The organism is Stenotrophomonas maltophilia (assembly GCF_001274595.1).
GTDB lineage: Bacteria > Pseudomonadota > Gammaproteobacteria > Xanthomonadales > Xanthomonadaceae > Stenotrophomonas > Stenotrophomonas forensis.
Genome location: NZ_CP011010.1, coordinates 515936 through 533477, shown reverse-complemented (window position 1 = coordinate 533477; position 17542 = coordinate 515936). Strand labels below are relative to the sequence as shown.

The following is a 17542-nucleotide window of genomic DNA, read 5'->3' as shown; positions in this document are numbered from 1 at the left end:
ATGGCGTGCGCGGGCCTGCCCGTTCGCCGGGCATGGCCTGGCGCTACCCACCTGTAACGCCGAGCCGATGCTCGGCACGATATCCCCACAAGGACATCCCCATGCGTACCGCTGCCCTGCTGCTCCCCCTCGCCCTGGCCGCCAGTTTCACCAGTGCCCCGCTGCTGGCCGCACCGGCTACCCCGTCGCACGCCACGGCGGCCAAGTCCCAGCTGCGCCTGCAGACATTCCACCCCGGCCCGCAGGCCATGTTCTCGGTGTCCTCGGTGCTGATCGAAGGCCGCCATGACGCAATGCTGGTTGATGCGCAGTTCGGCGCCAGCGACGCGCGCAGGCTGGTCGAGCTGATCCGCGCCAGCGGCAAGCAGCTGACCACGATCTACATCAGCCACGGCGACCCGGACTACTACTTCGGCCTGGCCACGCTGCAGGATGCGTTCCCGCAGGCGCGCATCGTCGCCACCGCGCAGACTGTCGCCCACATCCAGCAGACCCAGGCCGGCAAGCTGGCCTACTGGGGACCGAAGATGGGGGCCGATGTCCCCGCGCGCATCGTGGTGCCACAGGTGCTGGAGGGAGACGCGCTGCAGCTGGAAGGTCAGCGCCTGCCGCTGATCGGCCTGGATGGCCCGACCCCGGACCGCAGCGTGCTGTGGATACCGTCGCTGCGCGCGATCGTCGGCGGCATTCCGGTGGTGGCGGGCGAGCATGTGTGGATGGCCGACACCCAGACGCCCAAGTCACACGCCGACTGGCTGCAGACCCTGCAGCGCCTGCAGGCACTGAAGCCGAAAGTGGTGGTGCCGGGGCACTACGCACCGGGTGCGGCACTGGATGCCAGTGCACTGCGCTTCACCGCCGATTACATCCGCGCCTTCGATGCCGAGACGGCAAAAGCCAAGGACAGCGCGGCGCTGGTGAAGGCGATGCAGGCGCGCTACCCGAAGCTGGCCGGCGTCGAGTCGCTGCAGCTGAGTGCGAAGGTGGCCAAGGGCGAGATGCAGTGGCCATGAGGTAGGGGTTTTCTTTTGCAGGGCTGCGCCCTGCACCTGCCGAAGCAACGTCAACGTCAACGTCAACGTCAAAAGCCGAGGTTCCGTGGGTTGGCGGGGTGGGTCCGGTGGCGGGGGACGCCGTAAACCCCCAGACCGGCCCAGCCGCTGGCGGCTGTGCGTTCGGGCGCTTGCGAAGCAGTGCTTCGCAAGCAAAGCGCCCTCACCCCTGGGGGCTTGGCCGCGGCATCCATGCCGCGGACACCCCCGCCACCGGACCCACCCCGCCTTCGACAGTTCTCTGCGATCTGTAGCTTTTTGTAGAGTCGAGCCATGCTCGACTGCCGTTCGTTGCGGAATCGAAATGTTCGACGGCGAACGATCAATTTCCTTCAGAATCGTTCGTTCCGTGCTCGAACAATTCGCCCTGCACCACCGGCTCCTTTTCGCGGAAACCGCCCAGGCCGACGCCCACCAGGCGGTAGCGGGTTTCGGCCGGCAGGTCGACGCGGGCACGCAGGGCCAGGGCGATGTCGCGCAGTTCTTCCATCGATTCCGGCGGGCGCTCCGGGGTGAAGCTGCGGGTAAGGATGCGGAACTGCGCGGTCTTCAGCTTCAGCACCACGGTGTGGCCGACGCGCTCGGTCTTGCGGGTGGCATGCCAGGTCTTCTCCGCCAGCTGCACGATCGCCTCGCTCAGGTCCTCCAGCAGCAGGTCTTCGGCGAAGGTGTCCTCCGAAGAAATCGACTGCACCTGCTGGTCCGGTTCCACCGGCCGCTCGTCCACACCGCGTGCGCGGTTGTACAGGCTGCGGCCGAAGCTGCCGAACGCCTCTTCCAGATCAACCAGCGCCCACTGCCGCAGGTCGCCACAGGTGACGATGCCGCGCGCGGCCAGCTTGCCTTCCATCACCTTGCCCACGCCGGGCACCCGGTTCACCGGCAGCGGCAGCAGGAACGCGTCCACCCGCTGCGGTGGAATCACGAACTGCCCATCGGGCTTGCGCCAGTCCGATGCGATCTTGGCCAGGAACTTGTTCGGCGCGATCCCGGCTGAAGCGGTCAGCTGGGTTTCTTCACGGATCTGCGTGCGGATGGTGCGGGCGATATCGGTGGCCAGCTCGATGCCGCTCTTCGGCTCGGTCACGTCCAGGTAGGCCTCGTCCAGCGACAGCGGCTCGACCAGATCGGTATGGCGCAGGAAGATCTCGCGCACCTGGCGTGACACCGCCTTGTAACGCGAGAAGTCCGGCGGCACGAAGATCGCATCCGGACACAGGCGTTCAGCACGCAGCGCCGGCATCGCCGAGCGCACGCCGAACACGCGGGCTTCGTAGGAGGCCGCACACACCACCGAGCGGGCGCCGCGCCATGCCACGACCACCGGCTTGCCACGCAGTGACGGATCGTCGCGCTGCTCCACCGACGCGTAGAAGGCGTCCATGTCGACGTGGATGATCTTGCGCAGTGCGTTCATGGTTGGCCGACATCATACCCGCACCGTACCGGTCCAGACGGCGAAGTATGGTCGTTGTGCATCAACGGGATGCGCGATCTGGGCGGAAAACACTACGCACGCGTACGGTGCGGCGGTTTGATTCCCGCTGCAACCGTCGTGCATCCTCGACGGATTGTTGCCTCGTTTTCGCTTCCAGGATTGCGCTTTCCATGACTCGTCTCCACGCGTTCAACCGCGACCAGCTGCTGGCCAGCGCACGCGGTGAACTGTTCGGCGCCGCCGCCGGCCGTCTGCCCAACGATCCGATGCTTATGTTCGACCGCATCACCGAAATCCGCGAGGACGGCGGACCACATGGCAAAGGCATGGTACGCGCCGAACTGGATATCCGCCCGGACCTGTGGTTCTTCGGCTGCCATTTCATCGGCGACCCGGTGATGCCCGGCTGCCTGGGCCTGGATGCCATGTGGCAGCTGACCGGCTTCTTCCTGACCTGGCTGGGCGCCCCCGGCAAGGGCCGCGCGCTGGGCTGCGGTGAAGTGAAGTTCACCGGCCAGGTGCTGCCGGATGCCAAGCTCGTGCGCTACGAGATCGATATCAGCCGGGTCATCAACCGCAAGCTGGTGATGGCCCAGTCGGACGCCCGCATGTACGTGGATGACCGCGAAATCTACAGCGCGCGCGACCTGCGCGTCGGCCTGTTCACCGAAACCGGGAGCTTCTGATGCGTCGCGTCGTCATCACCGGCATGGGCATCACGTCCTGCCTCGGCAATGATCTGGATACCGTCTCGGCCGCGCTGCGCGAAGGCCGCTCGGGCATCACCACGCTGGCCGACCACGCCGAAGCCGGGCTGCGCAGCCAGGTCGGCGGCCGTGTCGACCTCGACCTGGACGCGCTGATCGACCGCAAGCAGAAGCGCTTCATGAGCGATGCGGCGGCCTTTGCCTACCTGTCCATGCGCGATGCCATCGCCGATGCCGGGCTCAGCCCCGAGCAGGTCAGCAACCTGCGCACCGGCCTGATCGCCGGCTCCGGTGGCGGCTCCAGCGAATGGCAGATCGGCGCAGTCGACCTGCTGCGCGAACGTGGCGTGCGCAAGGTCGGCCCGTACATGGTGCCGCGCACGATGTGCTCGACGGTCTCGGCCTGCCTGGCCACCGCCTACCAGATCAAGGGCGTCAGCTACTCGCTGTCGGCCGCCTGCGCGACCTCGGCGCACTGCATCGGCGCGGCCGCGGACATGATCCGCCACGGCGCGCAGGACATCATGTTTGCCGGCGGCGGCGAAGACCTGCACTGGTCGATGAGCGTGATGTTCGACGCGATGGGCGCGCTGTCCACCAGCTTCAACGAAACCCCGGCCAGCGCCTCGCGCCCGTACGACAAGGACCGCGACGGCTTCGTCATCGCCGGTGGCGGCGGCATGCTGGTGCTGGAGGATTACGACCACGCCGTCGCACGCGGTGCGCACATCCATGCCGAACTGATCGGCTACGGCGTGACCTCCGACGGTGCCGACATGGTGGCGCCGTCCGGCGAAGGCGCCGTGCGCTGCATGAAGATGGCGCTGCAGGGCATCGATCGCCCGCTGGACTACCTCAACACCCACGGCACTTCGACCCCGCTGGGCGACGTCACCGAGCTCAACGCGATCCGCGAAGTGTTCGGCGATGCAGTGCCACCGCTGTCCTCGACCAAGGCGTTGTCCGGCCATTCGCTGGGCGCGGCCAGCGTGCACGAGGCGATCTACTGCCTGCTGATGATGCGCGACGGCTTCGTTGCCGGTTCAGCCAACATCGCCGAGCTGGACCCGAAGGTGGAGAGCTTCCCGATCCTGCGCGAAAGCCGCGAGCAGAGGCTGGATACGGTGATGTCCAACAGTTTCGGCTTCGGTGGCACCAACGCCGCCCTGGTGTTCGGGCGGGTGTGAGGGGAAGGTGTGCCGACCAACGGTCGGCACCCACCGGGGCATTGGGGTGTGCCAACCAAGGTTGGCATCCACCAGAGCGGTGAAGTGTGCCAACCAAGGTTGGCACCCACCGTCAGGTGCGGTTGGCACCCACCTTATTTCGGCAGCAGCGGCAGCAGCAGTGCGTGCGCGTCCACCAGCGAGCCGACGATGCGATGGCCCAGTGCGCGCAACTCTTCGTCCGGGTGCACCAGGTCCGGCACCTGGATCACGGTCATGCCGGCCGCCAATGCGGCGCGCGTACCGGCCGGTGAGTCCTCCAGCGCCAGGCAGCGCTCCGGCGCCTGTCCCAGCCGCTGCGCGGCCAACAGGTAGATATCCGGCGCCGGCTTCGGCCGCGCCACGTCGCCACTGGTGATCACCGCATCGAAGTAGGGCAGCAGGCCCGCCGCGGCCAGCTTGCGGTTGGCGCGCGGCTGCCGGGTGGTGGTCGCCACCGCGCGCGGAACCGCGTGCGCCTTCAGCAGTTCCAGCAGCTCCAGGATGCCCGGCCGCAGCGGCAGGCCGGTCTGCGTGCGTGCTTCATACAGGTCATGGCAGCGTGCCGCGACCGCTTCGATCACGCTGTCTTCGATGCCCTGCGCGCGCAGCAGTGCGTGCGTGTCACGATCGCCGAGGCCAACCATGCGCAGGAACACTGCCTTGTCCAGGCCCAGTCCGAATTCGTCGGCGGCCTCGCTCCAGCAGGCCAGCGCGACCCGCTCGCTGTCGATCATCAGGCCGTCCATGTCGAAGATGACGGCGTCGGGCAGGAACGGCAGCGCAGCGATAGTGGTCATGGAGCGAACAGCGTATCCAGGTCGGTGGAGGTGAGCTGCCGCCATTGCCCTTCGTCCAGCCCCTGCAGGTCCAGCCCGCCAACGCGGCTGCGGTGCAGGGCCTGCACGTGGTTGCCGGTGGCGGCGAACATGCGGCGCACCTGATGGTAGCGGCCTTCGTGCAGCACCAGGCGCGCGCGGCGCGCGTCCAGCACCTCGAGTTCAGCCGGCAGCAGGGGCGTCTTCTCGGACTCCAGCATCAGCGTGCCGCTGGCGAACAGGGCCACTTCATCGCCGCGCAGGTCGTCGCTCAGTTCCACTTCGTAGACCTTGGGCAGCTTCGATTTCGGCGAGATGATCCGGTGCAGCAGGCCACCATCGTCGGTCAGCAGCAGTAGGCCACTGGTCTCGCGGTCGAGGCGGCCGACCGTGGACAGCACCGGGTCGCGGTCGCGGAAGCGCGGCGGCAGCAGGTCGTAGATCAGGCGGCCGGTGTCCTTGGTCGAACAGGTGTAGCCGGCCGGCTTGTGCAGCGCGATCGACAGCCCCACCGGCGGGTCCAGCGGCTCGCCATCGACCCGGATGGCGTCGTGCGGCACCTGGTCATCGGCGTACAGCACTTCGCCGTCGGCATCGGTGACGCGGCCCTCGCGGAACATCCACTGCACCTGCTTGCGGCTGCCATAGCCCAGGTTGGCGATGTGCTTGACCAGTTTCATCGGCCCTTCCCCTTCACCGCTTCAACCAGCTTGAAACCGTCGCGCTCGGCAATCACGCGCACGGCGCCGAAGCTGTCGTTGAGGGTGTGCTCGTACGGCAGGTGGCGGTTGGCCACCACGTACAGCCGCCCGCCCGGGCGCAGCGCCTGCGCGGCCACGGCGATGAAGCGCTGGCCGATGTCCGGGCGGTCGGCCCGCGACGGTGTGTGGAACGGCGGGTTGCTGATGATCACGTCGTAGCCCGGCTCGATGCCGGCGGTGACGTCACGCCACAGGAAACGCAGCGGCAGCGGGCGCGGCGGCGGCGCCAGGTTCAGTTCGGCCAGGGCCAGCGCGCGCTGCTCGGCCTCGTACAGGTCCAGCGCGGTGATCTTCGGGCAGCGCTCCAGCAGTTCGCGCGACAGGTAGCCGTAGCCGGCACCGAGGTCGGCGGCACGCCCGGCCAGATCGGCCGGCAGGTGCTCTGCCAGCAATGCCGAGGCCGGATCGATGCGATCCCAAGCGAACACGCCCGGGCGGCTGAGGAAACGGCCGCCGACGATCGGGCGCACCGCGTCCAGCGCCGACCAGCGCTTGGCCAGGTCGGCATCGTGCTGGCCCTGCATCGGCGCGGTCCAGTACACGCGGCAATGGTTCTTGGTCAGGCTGCCGCCGAGGCCGGTCAGCTGCTTGAGGTCGCCCTCGCCGGAGCGTGCGCCTTCGTTGTTGGACTGGCAGGCCACGATGCGACCGCCGTCGGCCACCAGCGCCAGCGCGCGGGCGAACAGCACACGGGCCTCTTCGCGCTGGCGCGGCGGCAGCACCAGCACCAGCGGGTAGCGGCCCTTGCCGGCCACGTCATCCAGCTGGCCGCTGACGGTCCAGCCGGCGGCCTGCTGCAGCGGCTGCGCGAACGGGGCGAAGCTCTGCTCGCAGTGCACCTCGCGGTTGCCCGCCGCTTCGCGCAACGGCCAGCCGTCGCGGGCACGCAGGAAGGCCACCGGGCCCTCCGGCCAGCGCAGGGCACCTTGGGAGAACGGCAGGAACAGGGTCTGCAGGGGGGCGTCGTCGCTGGAGGCCATCGGCGCGGGTACTTCAAGCGTGAGGGCCGTCCATTGTACCGGCTTGGCCGGTCCGGCCCCGGCGGGCCACTTTGCGAAACCCGAACGGGGCCTTGATGTGCCAGCAACATTGAAACGTTCAGGGTAGAGGCTCCCCCCGGAAACCCAGGAGAACCTGCATGCGAGCCTTGTTCGTCGGTGGCGTGGTCGACAACAGTGAAATGGACCTGGAAGGCAGCCATCCGCCCGTGCACTACCCCGAGGACACCGGCGGCGGCCACTCGCGCTACCGGCTGCACCAGGTCGGCCATGGCGCCGACGGCAGCGTGGCCTATGCGGTGTACGGCGCGCCAGACCTGGCCGACGATGAGGTAGCCCGGGTCGCGGAAGAACGCGCCTATGCGCGCCGCTTCGAGGCGACGCCCACGCTGTTCGAGCATTGACACCCCTGTAGCGCCCGAGCCAGCGCTCGGGCGGTAGCGCCGAGCGAGGGCTCGGCGCTACATCGGATCAAGGCGCCCTGGGTGGCAGGCGGTCTACGCTGGCGATCTCATCCAGCCAGACGTGGTGCTGCTGCACCGGCGTGTCGTAGTCATCCAGGCGCAGCTGGCCATTGCTGCCTTCATCGCCAGCATCATTGCGGTACTGCTGGAGCGTGGGTTTCACCGCCACGGTACCCAGCAGGCGGCGACCGTCACGCAGGGTCAGCTGCACCTGCGTTTCACCTTCCAGCTGTGGCAACAGGGCTTCCAGGCGCGCGATCTGCGCCGGATCGGTATGGATACGGGGAGCTATGCGGGACATCGGCGACCTCCTGCATGCAGGGTCGCCGATCGGCCGTGAATGCTCAGTGCAGCGCGCTGTCTGCGCGCGGCACCTGCACCTTGCGTACGGCGGCCACCAGCTGCGCCACCGAATAGGGCTTGGCCACGTGTTCCTGGAAGCCCGATGCCAGCGCGCGGCGGCGGTCATCGGCGCGCGCCAGCGCGGTCACCGCCACCGCCGGCAGGGTCGCCGCATCCACCCCCATGTCCTCGCGCAGCGTACGCACCAGGCCATAGCCATCCATGCCCGGCATGCCGATGTCGGTCAGCATCACGTGGTACTGCAGGTGGCCGGTGTCGGCCAGCAGCGCCAGCGCCTCGCCGGCCGAACTGGCCGCGGAGACACTGGCGCCCTGCTCTTCCAGCATGCGCCGCAGATACTCCAGCACTTCCGGCTGGTCTTCCACCGCCAGCACATGCATGCCGCGCAGCGGATACGGCTCGACGATCACCGGTTCCAGGATCGGCCCGCTGATCACTTCGCGCAGCGGGCGGCGCTCGGCATCGGGAAGGTGCTGCGGCAGCCGCACGGTGAAGGTGGCGCCGTGGCCGTGGCCTTCGCTGGCGGCGGTCACGGTGCCACCATGCAGTTCGACCAGCTGCTGCACGATCGCCAGGCCCAGGCCCAGGCCACCGTGGCGGCGCGTGGTGGTGCCATCGGCCTGGCGGAAACGGCTGAACAGGTGATTGAGGAATTCAGGCGCGATACCGTCGCCGGTGTCATGCACGGTGATCACCCAGTGGTTGCCGTCGGCCTGCAGCTGCAGGTCGATGCGGCCTTCGGCCGGGGTGAACTTGATGGCATTGGAGAGCAGGTTCCACAGCACCTGCTGCAGGCGGGTGGCATCGCCCAGCACCAGGCTGGGCTGCTCGGGCAGTTGCAGGTGAACGTCCAGCGCCTTGCCTTCGGCTACCAGTTCCTGCGCGCCGATGGCTTCGCCAAGCAGCAGATTGAGGTCCAGCACTTCCACTTCCAGCTGCACCTTGCCCAGCAGCATGCTGCTGAGGTCGAGCATGTCCGAGATCAGCCGCTTCTGCGCGCCGGCGCTGTTGGCGATCACGTTCAGGCCCTTGAACAGCGGGCTGGTGTTGTCCACGCGCTGCAGCAGCAACTCGCTCCAGCCCAGGATGGTGGTCAGCGGCGTGCGCAGCTCGTGCGACAGCGTAGCCAGGAATTCGTCCTTCAGCCGCGCCATGTTTTCCGCGGCACTGCGCGCGGCTCGCTCGGACTGCAGCAGTTCCTCGCGGGCCAGCTCGATCTCGCGGCGTTCGGTCACGTCCGGGCTGCTGCCGGCCAGGCCGATGAAACGTCCCATGCGCGAGAAGCGCGGCCGGGCGTTCATCTCCAGCCAGCGCCACTGGCCATCGGCGCGGCGAGCACGCACCAGGGCATGCATGGAACGCTGTGCCTTCAGTGCCTCCTGCAGTTCGTACTCGAACACCGAGGCGTCATCGGGATGGACCAGGCCGCGCCACACATCTTCCGGCACGCGCGTCTCGTCACCACCGAAGAACTCACTGAAGGCACTGTTGACGAAACGGGCATGGCCACGCTCGTCCAGCACCCACACCGGCATCGGCAGGCCATCGGCCAGCGCGCTGAAACGGGCTTCGCTCTCGCCCAGTTCCACTTCCATCTGCTTGCGCGCGGTGATGTCGAAGAACAGGATGCCGACCTTGTCTTCGCCGGGACGGCCCACGCGCACGGCATCGACCGCGAACGAACGGCCGAGCGCACGCGCTTCCATCTCGAACTGCGCCGGGCGGCCGCTGCGGGCGACCTCGCCGTAGATGCGGAACCAGTCTTCCTCGTGGTTCGGCTCCAGCAGGCTCATGCGCTGGCCGCGTACATCCTTCAGCCCGGTATGGCGCTCGAAGGCATCGTTGACCTCGATGAAGCGATAGTCGACCGCACGATCGCCCTCGAACAGCACCTGGATCACGCAGAAGCCGGCGTTGATGCGCTCAAGCACGCCATGATGCAGGTCGGGTTCGGGCGCCGGCACCATCAACGGTGGGCGCTCCACTAGGGGCGGCAGTGTGGACAAGGGCGTCTGGACGGGCCGGATTGGAGACACAGCATCTTCCAGAGAGCGTATTCACAGCGTCAAGCGCCGTCAGTCAGGGTTGACGACGATGAATTGGCGGCAACCGCTCTTGCGCATGACGCAATCGGCCGTTGCGGTGGCCCGGAAGCGGGATCACACTCGATCCATAGATAGACAGAACCGTCCCCAACGATGGGGCGCAGGAGACCGTCATGAACCGCACATTGGCCACCGCCCTGCTGCTGGCAGGCGCCCTCATGGCCGGCGCCGCGAACGCCGCGCCGCGTACCGTCACCGATCCGCAGGCCCCACGCGCGCTGCAGGCCGATGGCCCGGTCAGCGTGAAGTGGGACGATCCGGCCGGTTTCACCGAAATCCGCCGCAGCACCAACCGCTTCGAAGCCGAACGTGGCGACTGGGTGCAGCAGCTGGCCCGCTACGTGCAGACCACGGCGGCCAAGCCGCTGCAGTCCGGGCAGACCCTGGACGTGACCCTGGTCGACATCAAGCGTGCTGGCGACTATGAGCCCTGGCACGGCCCGCGCGGCAGCGACATCCGGATCATGCGCGACATCTATCCGCCGCGGATCACCCTGCAGTACACGCTGAAGGATGCCAGCGGCCGCATCGTCGATGAGGGCGAAGCCAAGCTGAGCGACAGCGGCTACCTGCACAACCTGGGGCTGAGGAGCGAAAGCGATCCGCTGCGCTACGAGAAGCGCCTGATCGATGATTGGGTGAAGCGTCAGCTGACCAGCCAGGCGACCGCAGCGCGGTAATTCCGCGCCGCGCTCGGCTCTGGCAGGTGTCGACCTTGGTCGACACGCATTCAAAGCGCCGACCAAGGTCGGCCGCTACCAGAGCCGTGGACGCCATGCATCCAGGTAGTGCCGGCCGCTGGCCGGCAGCACCTCACTCCTGATATACGCGCGCCACGCGCTTGACCGCACAGGGCAGCTGATAGGCACTTACGCCACAGCGCGGTGCCAGTTCAGACAACGTCGGCGCGGCACCCCACAGTTCCACGACACTGCCGACGCCGGCCTGCGGATGCGCGGTCAGGTCCACGGTCAACATGTCCATCGACACGCGCCCGATCAGGCCACCGGGCTGGCCGTCGATCAGCACCGGGGTGCCGTTCGGGGCGAACTGCGGATACCCGTCGGCGTAACCCAGCGCGACCACACCCACGCGGGTGCGCGACTTCGCCACGAAGCGGGCGCCATAGCCCACCGGCTCGCCGGCCTCGATCCAGCGCTCGGCGATCACCTTCGACTGCATGGTCATCACCGGGCGCAGCCGCGCAGTGATCTCCGAAGCCTCCGGCAGCGGGTTGGCGCCGTACAGCATCAGGCCCGGGCGCACCCAGTCGCTGCGCACATCCGGCCAGCCGAGCAGCGCCGGCGAATTGCACACGCTGGTCTCGCCGGACAGGCCGTCGATGGCGCGGGCGAAGGTCGCCGCCTGCTCATGGGTACGTTCGCTGTCCAGCTCGTCGGCTCGCGCCAGGTGGGTCATCAGCACGATGCGCTCGACCTGCGGCAGTGCCGACAGGCGCGCATGCGCGGCACGGAAGCTGTCCACGTCCAGGCCCAGGCGATGCATGCCGCTGTCCAGCTTCAGCCACACGGTCAGCGGGCGCGGGCTGTCGAAGGCAGCCAGCGCCTCCAGCTGCCACGGTGAGCCCACTGCGAACCAGAAATCGTGCTCGGCCACCAGCCCCATGTCGCTCGGCTCGAAGATGCCTTCCAGCAGCAGGATCGGCGCGCGGATGCCGGCCTGGCGCAGTTCCAGCGCCTCTTCGATGGTGGCCACGCCGAAACCATCGGCCTCGCCTTCCAGCGCCTGTGCACAGCGCACCGCACCGTGGCCGTAGGCATCGGCCTTGATGATCGCCAGGGCCTTGCCACCGCCCAGTTCACGGGCGAGCCGGTAGTTGCTGCGCAGAGCGCCCAGATCGATCAGCGCGCGGGCAGGACGCATGTGCGGTTCTCATGTTGCGGCGCGTGACCGTACTGGCCGTAGCGGAAAATATCCAGGCCCTCGGTGCTGATCTGCGGCTGGCGCGCGCTCATCAGGTCGGCCAGGTAGCGGCCCGAGCCACAGGCCATGGTCCAGCCCAGGGTGCCGTGGCCGGTATTGAGGTACAGGTTGCGGAACGGTGTGGCGCCGATCACCGGCGTACCGTCCGGCGTGGCCGGGCGCAGGCCGGTCCAGAACTGCGCGCGCGACAGGTCGCCGCCCTTCGGGTACAGGTCGCTGACGACCAACTCCAGGGTTTCGCGACGGCGCTGCGACAGCGACAGGTCGAAGCCTGCAACCTCGGCCATGCCACCGACACGGATGCGGTCGTCGAAGCGGGTCACCGCCACCTTGTAGCTCTCATCAAGGATGGTCGAGGTGGGCGCCATCGCCGGATCGGTGATCGGCAGGGTCAGCGAGTAGCCCTTCAGCGGGTACACCGGCAGGCGCATGCCCAGCGGTGCCACCAGCGCGGGCGAGTAGCTGCCCAGCGCGACCACGAAGCGGTCGGCGGTTTCCAGCGTGCCGCCGATGCGCACGCCGCTGATGCGGTCGCCATCGAACTCCAGGCCGGTGATGTCCTGGTCGAAACGGAACTCGACGCCGGCATCCACGCACATCTGCGCCAGGCGGCGGGTGAACAGCTGGCAGTCGCCGGTCTGGTCACGCGGCAGGCGCAGCGCGCCGACCAAGCCATCGACATGGGCCAGGGCCGGTTCGGCCTGGATGATGCCGGCGCGGTCCAGCACCTCGTACGGCACGCCGTACTGGGCCAGGATCTCGATGTCCTGCGCCGAGGCATCCAGCTGCTGCTGGGTGCGGAACAGCTGGGTGGTGCCCAGGTCACGGCCCTCGAACTCGATGCCGACCTGCGCGCGCAGCTCGTTCAGGCAGTCGCGGCTGTACTCGGACATGCGCACCATGCGTGCCTTGTTGATCGCATAGCGCTCGTGGGTGCAGTTGCGCAGCATCTGCCACAGCCAGCGGTACTGGGCCAGGTCCATGCCCGGCTTGATGGCCAGCGGCGCGTGCTTCTCGAACAGCCAGCCGATGGCCTTCTTCGGCACGCCCGGCGCTGCCCACGGCGAGGTGTAGCCGAACGACAGCTGCCCGGCATTGGCGAAGCTGGTTTCCAGCGCCGGACCGGGTTGGCGGTCGATGACCGTGACTTCAAACCCGGCCTGTCGCAGGTACCAGGCACTGGTGGTGCCGATCACGCCGCTGCCGAGAACTAGGACTCGCATGGGACTTCTCCAACCCGATCATTCCCTGCACTGGAGCGTGCCGGGACCATAATTGGGGAAGTATAGACAGCCAATACCAGTTGATTTGCCTGATTTGAAATCAACCGGCAGGATGTTCTCCTGCAATTCATTCCCCAAGGTTGACGGCCATGGCCACCCGTACCCGCGAACTGGACAAGATCGACCGCAAGATCCTGCGCATCCTGCAGGCCGAGGGCCGCATTTCCTTCACCGAACTGGGTGAGCGGGTCGGCCTGTCCACCACCCCGTGCACCGAGCGCGTGCGCCGGCTGGAACGCGAAGCGGTGATCACCGGCTACCACGCCCACCTCGACCCGGCGGCGGTGAAGGCCAGCCTGCTGGTGTTCGTGGAGATCAGCCTGGCCTACAAGTCCGGCGACATCTTCGAGGAATTCCGGCGCGCGGCGCTGAAGCTGCCCAACGTGCTGGAGTGCCACCTGGTGTCGGGCGACTTCGACTACCTGCTGAAGGCGCGGATCAGCGAGATGGCCTCCTATCGCAAGCTGCTCGGCAGCACGCTGCTGACCCTGCCGCATGTGCGCGAATCGAAGAGCTACATCGTGATGGAAGAAGTGAAAGAGACGCTGAGCCTGCCGATTCCGGACTGAGGGCTCAACGCGGTTGGGGCCAGAGCCCGCAATGCGGGATCCGACCCCGGGCCCGTCAGCGCTGCTGAGGGTGCTTCTGCGAGCGCTGCTCCTGCTGCTTGCCGCCCTTGTGCGACTGCTGCGGTTCCATCTGCTGTTGTTGCTGCTGCTGTTGCTGCGGGTTGCGGCCCTGCGGTTCCTTGCCGGGATGACGGTTCTGCTGGTTTTTCATGATCGCGATCCAATGGACGAAGGACATGCGACGACGGGATGCCGGCGCACCGCCAAAGTGGTCCCGGAACGGTTAATCGCAGGCGAAAAAGCAGTGATCCGCACGCGGTTGTTTTCGTGCGTTCAGGCCGGCGCTAGCGGATCTGCTGGCCGTCGCCCTGCGGCACGCTGTCGTAATAGCGGCCGGTACGCGAATCGAACACACGGTTGGGACCGGCCGGGCGCACACCGGGGACGATGCGTCCATTGCGGTCGTAGACCTTGTCGGCCGGCTTCGGCGCCGGGGTGGGTGCAATCCGGGCCGGACCGGTGGATTTGATCGGTTGCGCCGGCTGCGGTGACGGCAGCACCTGGGGCTGCGGGCGGGCCGCTTGCGGCGGCGGTGCCACCGGCGCGGGGGCCACGGTGGTGGTGCTGCGGGTGGCGGTCGGATCGGCAGTGGGCACCTGGGCCAGCGCCAGCGCGGGCAGCAGGGCGATCAGCAGCAGGGGAAGGGTCGGTTTCATGGCACGCTCCGGCGTGGATCGCGTTCACCTTGCGCCTGCGCCTGTGTGCCGCCCATGAACGGCCATCACACTTGCAAGGCCGGGCCGCCACCCCCATTTCCGCAGGCATCCCCAGGCCATCACCCACGGAGAGCCGGCATGACTGCCTTCGACCTGACGCCCCCCACCGCCACCCAGACCGAGGCGCTGATTGCCGGCCTCAGCAGCGAGGAGCGCCGCGTGCTACTGCAGCACGGCACCGAAGCGCCGTTCTGCGGGGTCTTCCTCGACAACAAGCGCGAGGGCGTCTACTGCTGCCGGCTGTGCGCGTTGCCGCTGTTCCGCTCCAGCACCAAGTTCGATTCCGGCACCGGCTGGCCCAGCTTCTTCGCCCCGTTCGACCCGGCGCATGTGCGCGAGATCCGCGACACCAGCCACGGCATGGTCCGCACCGAGATCACCTGCGCCCGCTGTGGCAGCCATCTGGGCCATGTGTTCCCGGACGGCCCGCCGCCCACCTACGAGCGCCACTGCCTGAACTCGGTCTCACTTTCGTTCACCGGCAATGGCGAGCCGTGGCCTGATCCGCTGCGGCGTGGCGGTGCGGAGGCCGGTGTGGCGGGCTGAAACACCCCGCCGACCGATTTCACAGAATTCCCTCTTCAGAAAACCAGGTGATGGGCCGACAAGGAGATATCCCCGCTCCTTGCGTCGCGCCATGCTCATCATCGTTGGATTCCTGGTCGTCATCATCAGCGTGCTGGGCGGCTACCTCGGCGCACACGGTCGGCTGGGGGCGCTGTGGCAACCCTACGAGCTGGTCATCATCGGCGGTGCCGCACTGGGCGCGTTCCTGGTCGGCACCCCGGCCAAGACGGTCAAGCAGACCCTGCAGGCCATGGTCGGCGTGTTCAAGGGCCCGCGCTACAAGCAGCAGGACTACATCGATGTGCTCAGCCTGCTGTACGAACTGCTCAACAAGGCGCGCCGCGAAGGCTTCATGGCGCTGGAAGACCATGTCGAGCGTCCGGCCGAGAGCGCGCTGTTCGGCAACTACCCCAAGGTGCAGGCCGACCACCACCTGATCGACTTCATCACCGACTGCCTGCGCCTGATGATCGGCAGCAACATCGAGCCGCACGAGCTGGAGCCGCTGCTGGAACTGGAGCTGGAAAAGCACCATGCCGAGGCCATGGCGCCGTCGCAGGTGCTGACCAAGGTCGCCGACGGACTGCCCGGTTTCGGCATCGTCGCCGCAGTGCTGGGCATCGTCATCACCATGGGCTCGATCGGTGGTGACATCGTCGAGGTCGGCGGCCACGTGGCCGGCGCGCTGGTCGGCACCTTCCTCGGCATCCTGCTGGGCTACGGCTTCGTCGGCCCGATGGCGGCGGCGATGGAAGCCCGTGCCGAACAGGACAGCCGTATCTACGAGTCGGTGAAGACCGCCCTGCTGGCCTGCCTGCGCGGCTACAACCCGAAGATCGCGCTGGAATTCGCCCGCAAGACGCTGCCGTCGAACGTGCGCCCGGCCTTCTCCGATTTCGAGCAGCACCTGAAGACGGTCAAGTAAGCCATGGCCGAGAACAAGCCCACCGTCATCGTCCGCCGGGTCAAGAAGGGCGGCCACGCCGCCCACCACGGCGGCTCGTGGAAGGTGGCCTATGCCGACTTCGTGACCGCGATGATGGCCTTCTTCCTGGTGCTGTGGCTGATGGCCAGCACCAGCAAGCCGGAACGGGCCGCCATTTCCGAGTACTTCCGCAACCCCAGCCCGCTCAGCGGCAAGAGCGCCACCCCCGCCCCCGGCATGGCCGGCCCGGGCGGTGCCAGCACCTCGATGATCAAGCTCGGCGGTGCCACCGACGTTTCCCGCGGCAACAGCAACGATCCCTTCCAGAACCAGAAGGAGGCGGTGCCGCAGCCGGTGGACCAGCAGCAGCGCGACAAGCAGCAGCTCGAGCAGCTGATGAAGGAGCTGCAGGAAGCGATCAGCAGGAGCCAGGCGCTGGAGCCGTTCAAGGACCAGCTGCTGCTGGACCTGACCCCGGAAGGCCTGCGCATCCAGATCGTGGACAAGCAGAACCGGCCGATGTTCGACCTCGGCAGCGCCACGCTGAAGCCCTACACGCAGCAGATCCTGCACGAGCTGGCCGAGTACCTGAACCACGTGCCGAACCGGATCAGCCTGACCGGGCATACCGACATCACCGCCTATTCGGCCGCCCGCGGCTACGGCAACTGGGAACTGAGCGCCGACCGCGCCAACGCCGCGCGGCGCGCGCTGATCGATGGTGGCCTGGAGGACAGCAAGATCACCCGCGTGGTCGGCCTGTCCTCGTCGGTGCTGTTTGACAAGGCCGACCCGCAGAACCCGATCAACCGCCGCATCAGCATCGTGGTGATGACCCAGGCGGCCGAAGCGGCCGCGCTGGCCGGGGCCGGCCCACAGGTGGGGCTGTCGGCGCCCAGCACCGACCCGGACGTGCAGGCCGCGCAGGGGCCGGCAGAGTAACCTGTGGCTGCGGACCTTGGTCCGCACATCCGGGAAAGCGTGCGGACCAAGGTCCGCACCCACCAGGGGCATCACCCGGCGCACCCGCTACAATGGCGGTCTTTCCGTCTCCAGGTGACCCCACCTCATGTCCCAGAACTCCAAGGCCAAGCGCGACAAGCGCAAGAAGCAGCAGGGCAAGCGCCCGTTCCTCCGTCTGAACGCCCAGCAGCAGGTGCAGAACCACGCCGTGCTGACCAGCGAAGACGGCCAGGTGGTCGCCGCCATCGGCCTGCAGGGCCGCGAGTGGCTGCTGGCCATCGGCGGCCAGACCATGGGCAACGCCGAGAACCCGGTGCCGATGCTGGCCATGCTCAAGCACCTGGCCAACGTGCAGGAGAAGGAAGGCCGCAAGGTCAGCCTGGAATACTCCGAGCTGCTGCAGAAGCTGCTGGACACCCTGGCCGAAGAGTCCGGCCAGACCGCTGACGAGTACCTGGACAAGCTGGTTGCCGAGTTCGAAGGCGTCGAAGCCGCCGAGGGCGAGGAAGAGGCAGCCGCCGAGGGCGAGGTGGCCGAAGAAGCCGCCGCCGAAGCGACCCCGGCCGCTGACAGCGACAGCAAGCCGCAGGCCTGAACCGGCCGC

At 67.7% G+C, this 17542-nt stretch carries 20 protein-coding genes; 10 read left to right on the top strand and 10 right to left on the bottom strand.

The genetic code is table 11. From position 1 onward, the window contains the following. Positions 1-101 precede the first annotated feature (101 nt). Positions 102-1013, top strand: coding sequence for an MBL fold metallo-hydrolase (locus tag VN11_RS02400; protein ID WP_053448675.1), 912 nt, complete (start codon positions 102-104; stop codon positions 1011-1013). A 361-nt stretch (positions 1014-1374) separates the two neighbouring features. Here VN11_RS02400 and dinB read toward each other — a convergent pair whose 3' ends face one another. Further along, positions 1375-2469, bottom strand: a complete 1095-nt coding sequence (gene dinB / locus VN11_RS02395) for a DNA polymerase IV (protein WP_053448674.1) — start codon at positions 2467-2469, stop codon at positions 1375-1377. Between the two features lie 191 nt (positions 2470-2660). Here dinB and fabA point away from each other — a divergent pair, with 191 nt between their 5' ends. Further along, positions 2661-3176 (top strand): 3-hydroxyacyl-[acyl-carrier-protein] dehydratase FabA, encoded by a 516-nt coding sequence (gene fabA, locus VN11_RS02390; protein ID WP_004154008.1) that lies wholly within the window; start codon positions 2661-2663, stop codon positions 3174-3176. After that, positions 3176-4384 carry a beta-ketoacyl-ACP synthase I gene (fabB, locus tag VN11_RS02385; RefSeq protein WP_008268699.1) on the top strand — a complete coding sequence of 403 codons (1209 nt, stop codon included), beginning with the start codon at positions 3176-3178 and terminating at the stop codon, positions 4382-4384. The genes fabA and fabB overlap by 1 nt, the downstream gene beginning before the upstream one ends. Positions 4385-4518: 134 nt before the next feature. Here fabB and VN11_RS02380 read toward each other — a convergent pair whose 3' ends face one another. Genes VN11_RS02380 through VN11_RS02370 form a run of 3 tightly spaced genes read right to left on the bottom strand, consistent with a single transcriptional unit; the run spans position 4519 to position 6961 of the window. Further along, complete coding sequence (locus VN11_RS02380) at positions 4519-5202, bottom strand: HAD family hydrolase (RefSeq protein ID WP_053448673.1); 684 nt, start codon at positions 5200-5202, stop codon at positions 4519-4521. Beyond that, positions 5199-5900: a pseudouridine synthase gene (locus VN11_RS02375; RefSeq protein ID WP_053448672.1), complete on the bottom strand. Its 702-nt coding sequence runs from the start codon at positions 5898-5900 to the stop codon at positions 5199-5201. Before VN11_RS02375 ends, VN11_RS02380 begins: the two co-directional genes overlap by 4 nt. Next, positions 5897-6961, bottom strand: coding sequence for a methyltransferase (locus VN11_RS02370; protein WP_053448671.1), 1065 nt, complete (start codon positions 6959-6961; stop codon positions 5897-5899). The genes VN11_RS02375 and VN11_RS02370 overlap by 4 nt, the downstream gene beginning before the upstream one ends. 158 nt (positions 6962-7119) lie before the next feature. On the opposite strand from VN11_RS02370, the gene VN11_RS02365 reads away from it, so the two are divergent. Beyond that, a complete protein-coding gene (locus VN11_RS02365) occupies positions 7120-7383 on the top strand; it encodes a hypothetical protein (RefSeq protein WP_005407925.1) in 264 nt (87 codons plus the stop codon). A 67-nt stretch (positions 7384-7450) separates the two neighbouring features. Here VN11_RS02365 and VN11_RS02360 read toward each other — a convergent pair whose 3' ends face one another. Next, positions 7451-7744 (bottom strand): DUF3247 family protein, encoded by a 294-nt coding sequence (locus VN11_RS02360; RefSeq protein WP_053448670.1) that lies wholly within the window; start codon positions 7742-7744, stop codon positions 7451-7453. 43 nt (positions 7745-7787) lie between these two features. Next, positions 7788-9773, bottom strand: coding sequence for an ATP-binding protein (locus tag VN11_RS02355; protein ID WP_238581844.1), 1986 nt, complete (start codon positions 9771-9773; stop codon positions 7788-7790). Positions 9774-10024: 251 nt separating this feature from the next. Here VN11_RS02355 and VN11_RS02350 point away from each other — a divergent pair, with 251 nt between their 5' ends. Then, positions 10025-10591, top strand: coding sequence for a DUF3016 domain-containing protein (locus VN11_RS02350; RefSeq protein WP_008264508.1), 567 nt, complete (start codon positions 10025-10027; stop codon positions 10589-10591). 133 nt (positions 10592-10724) lie between these two features. On the opposite strand, the gene alr is transcribed toward VN11_RS02350, so the two are convergent. After that, positions 10725-11795: an alanine racemase gene (alr, locus tag VN11_RS02345; protein WP_053448668.1), complete on the bottom strand. Its 1071-nt coding sequence runs from the start codon at positions 11793-11795 to the stop codon at positions 10725-10727. Further along, complete coding sequence (locus VN11_RS02340) at positions 11774-13078, bottom strand: D-amino acid dehydrogenase (protein ID WP_053448667.1); 1305 nt, start codon at positions 13076-13078, stop codon at positions 11774-11776. The genes alr and VN11_RS02340 overlap by 22 nt, the downstream gene beginning before the upstream one ends. Positions 13079-13227: 149 nt before the next feature. On the opposite strand from VN11_RS02340, the gene VN11_RS02335 reads away from it, so the two are divergent. Further along, positions 13228-13707, top strand: a complete 480-nt coding sequence (locus VN11_RS02335; RefSeq protein WP_004140558.1) for an Lrp/AsnC ligand binding domain-containing protein — start codon at positions 13228-13230, stop codon at positions 13705-13707. A gap of 55 nt (positions 13708-13762) precedes the next feature. Here the strand turns inward: VN11_RS02335 and VN11_RS02330 are convergent, their stop codons facing one another. After that, on the bottom strand, positions 13763-13945 hold the full coding sequence (locus VN11_RS02330) for a hypothetical protein (protein WP_053448666.1): 183 nt from the start codon (positions 13943-13945) through the stop codon (positions 13763-13765). 106 nt (positions 13946-14051) lie between these two features. Further along, the gene (locus tag VN11_RS02325) at positions 14052-14423 is read right to left on the bottom strand and encodes a hypothetical protein (protein ID WP_053448665.1); all 372 of its coding nucleotides are present in this window, start codon (positions 14421-14423) and stop codon (positions 14052-14054) included. A gap of 138 nt (positions 14424-14561) precedes the next feature. On the opposite strand from VN11_RS02325, the gene msrB reads away from it, so the two are divergent. From msrB to VN11_RS02305, 4 genes are all read left to right on the top strand, one after another. Further along, the gene (msrB, locus tag VN11_RS02320; protein ID WP_004153995.1) at positions 14562-15029 is read left to right on the top strand and encodes a peptide-methionine (R)-S-oxide reductase MsrB; all 468 of its coding nucleotides are present in this window, start codon (positions 14562-14564) and stop codon (positions 15027-15029) included. Between the two features lie 91 nt (positions 15030-15120). Then, positions 15121-15975 carry a flagellar motor stator protein MotA gene (motA, locus tag VN11_RS02315; RefSeq protein WP_008264562.1) on the top strand — a complete coding sequence of 285 codons (855 nt, stop codon included), beginning with the start codon at positions 15121-15123 and terminating at the stop codon, positions 15973-15975. 3 nt (positions 15976-15978) lie between these two features. Then, the gene (gene motB / locus VN11_RS02310; RefSeq protein WP_053448664.1) at positions 15979-16917 is read left to right on the top strand and encodes a flagellar motor protein MotB; all 939 of its coding nucleotides are present in this window, start codon (positions 15979-15981) and stop codon (positions 16915-16917) included. 127 nt (positions 16918-17044) lie between these two features. Further along, on the top strand, positions 17045-17533 hold the full coding sequence (locus VN11_RS02305; RefSeq protein ID WP_053448663.1) for a hypothetical protein: 489 nt from the start codon (positions 17045-17047) through the stop codon (positions 17531-17533). Positions 17534-17542 lie beyond the last annotated feature (9 nt).

Excerpts from the sequence above, each read along its gene's own strand:
- VN11_RS02335 (WP_004140558.1), top strand. The coding sequence starts at position 13,228 with ATGGCCACCCGTACCCGCGAACTGGACAAGATCGACCGCAAGATCCTG.
- fabB (WP_008268699.1), top strand. The coding sequence starts at position 3,176 with ATGCGTCGCGTCGTCATCACCGGCATGGGCATCACGTCCTGCCTCGGC.
- VN11_RS02340 (WP_053448667.1), bottom strand. The coding sequence starts at position 13,078 with ATGCGAGTCCTAGTTCTCGGCAGCGGCGTGATCGGCACCACCAGTGCC.
- VN11_RS02350 (WP_008264508.1), top strand. The coding sequence starts at position 10,025 with ATGAACCGCACATTGGCCACCGCCCTGCTGCTGGCAGGCGCCCTCATG.
- motB (WP_053448664.1), top strand. The coding sequence starts at position 15,979 with ATGGCCGAGAACAAGCCCACCGTCATCGTCCGCCGGGTCAAGAAGGGC.
- alr (WP_053448668.1), bottom strand. The coding sequence starts at position 11,795 with ATGCGTCCTGCCCGCGCGCTGATCGATCTGGGCGCTCTGCGCAGCAAC.
- VN11_RS02375 (WP_053448672.1), bottom strand. The coding sequence starts at position 5,900 with ATGAAACTGGTCAAGCACATCGCCAACCTGGGCTATGGCAGCCGCAAG.
- fabA (WP_004154008.1), top strand. The coding sequence starts at position 2,661 with ATGACTCGTCTCCACGCGTTCAACCGCGACCAGCTGCTGGCCAGCGCA.
- VN11_RS02365 (WP_005407925.1), top strand. The coding sequence starts at position 7,120 with ATGCGAGCCTTGTTCGTCGGTGGCGTGGTCGACAACAGTGAAATGGAC.
- dinB (WP_053448674.1), bottom strand. The coding sequence starts at position 2,469 with ATGAACGCACTGCGCAAGATCATCCACGTCGACATGGACGCCTTCTAC.
- msrB (WP_004153995.1), top strand. The coding sequence starts at position 14,562 with ATGACTGCCTTCGACCTGACGCCCCCCACCGCCACCCAGACCGAGGCG.
- motA (WP_008264562.1), top strand. The coding sequence starts at position 15,121 with ATGCTCATCATCGTTGGATTCCTGGTCGTCATCATCAGCGTGCTGGGC.
- VN11_RS02380 (WP_053448673.1), bottom strand. The coding sequence starts at position 5,202 with ATGACCACTATCGCTGCGCTGCCGTTCCTGCCCGACGCCGTCATCTTC.
- VN11_RS02355 (WP_238581844.1), bottom strand. The coding sequence starts at position 9,773 with ATGGTGCCGGCGCCCGAACCCGACCTGCATCATGGCGTGCTTGAGCGC.
- VN11_RS02305 (WP_053448663.1), top strand. The coding sequence starts at position 17,045 with ATGTCCCAGAACTCCAAGGCCAAGCGCGACAAGCGCAAGAAGCAGCAG.
- VN11_RS02370 (WP_053448671.1), bottom strand. The coding sequence starts at position 6,961 with ATGGCCTCCAGCGACGACGCCCCCCTGCAGACCCTGTTCCTGCCGTTC.
- VN11_RS02330 (WP_053448666.1), bottom strand. The coding sequence starts at position 13,945 with ATGTCCTTCGTCCATTGGATCGCGATCATGAAAAACCAGCAGAACCGT.
- VN11_RS02400 (WP_053448675.1), top strand. The coding sequence starts at position 102 with ATGCGTACCGCTGCCCTGCTGCTCCCCCTCGCCCTGGCCGCCAGTTTC.
- VN11_RS02325 (WP_053448665.1), bottom strand. The coding sequence starts at position 14,423 with ATGAAACCGACCCTTCCCCTGCTGCTGATCGCCCTGCTGCCCGCGCTG.
- VN11_RS02360 (WP_053448670.1), bottom strand. The coding sequence starts at position 7,744 with ATGTCCCGCATAGCTCCCCGTATCCATACCGATCCGGCGCAGATCGCG.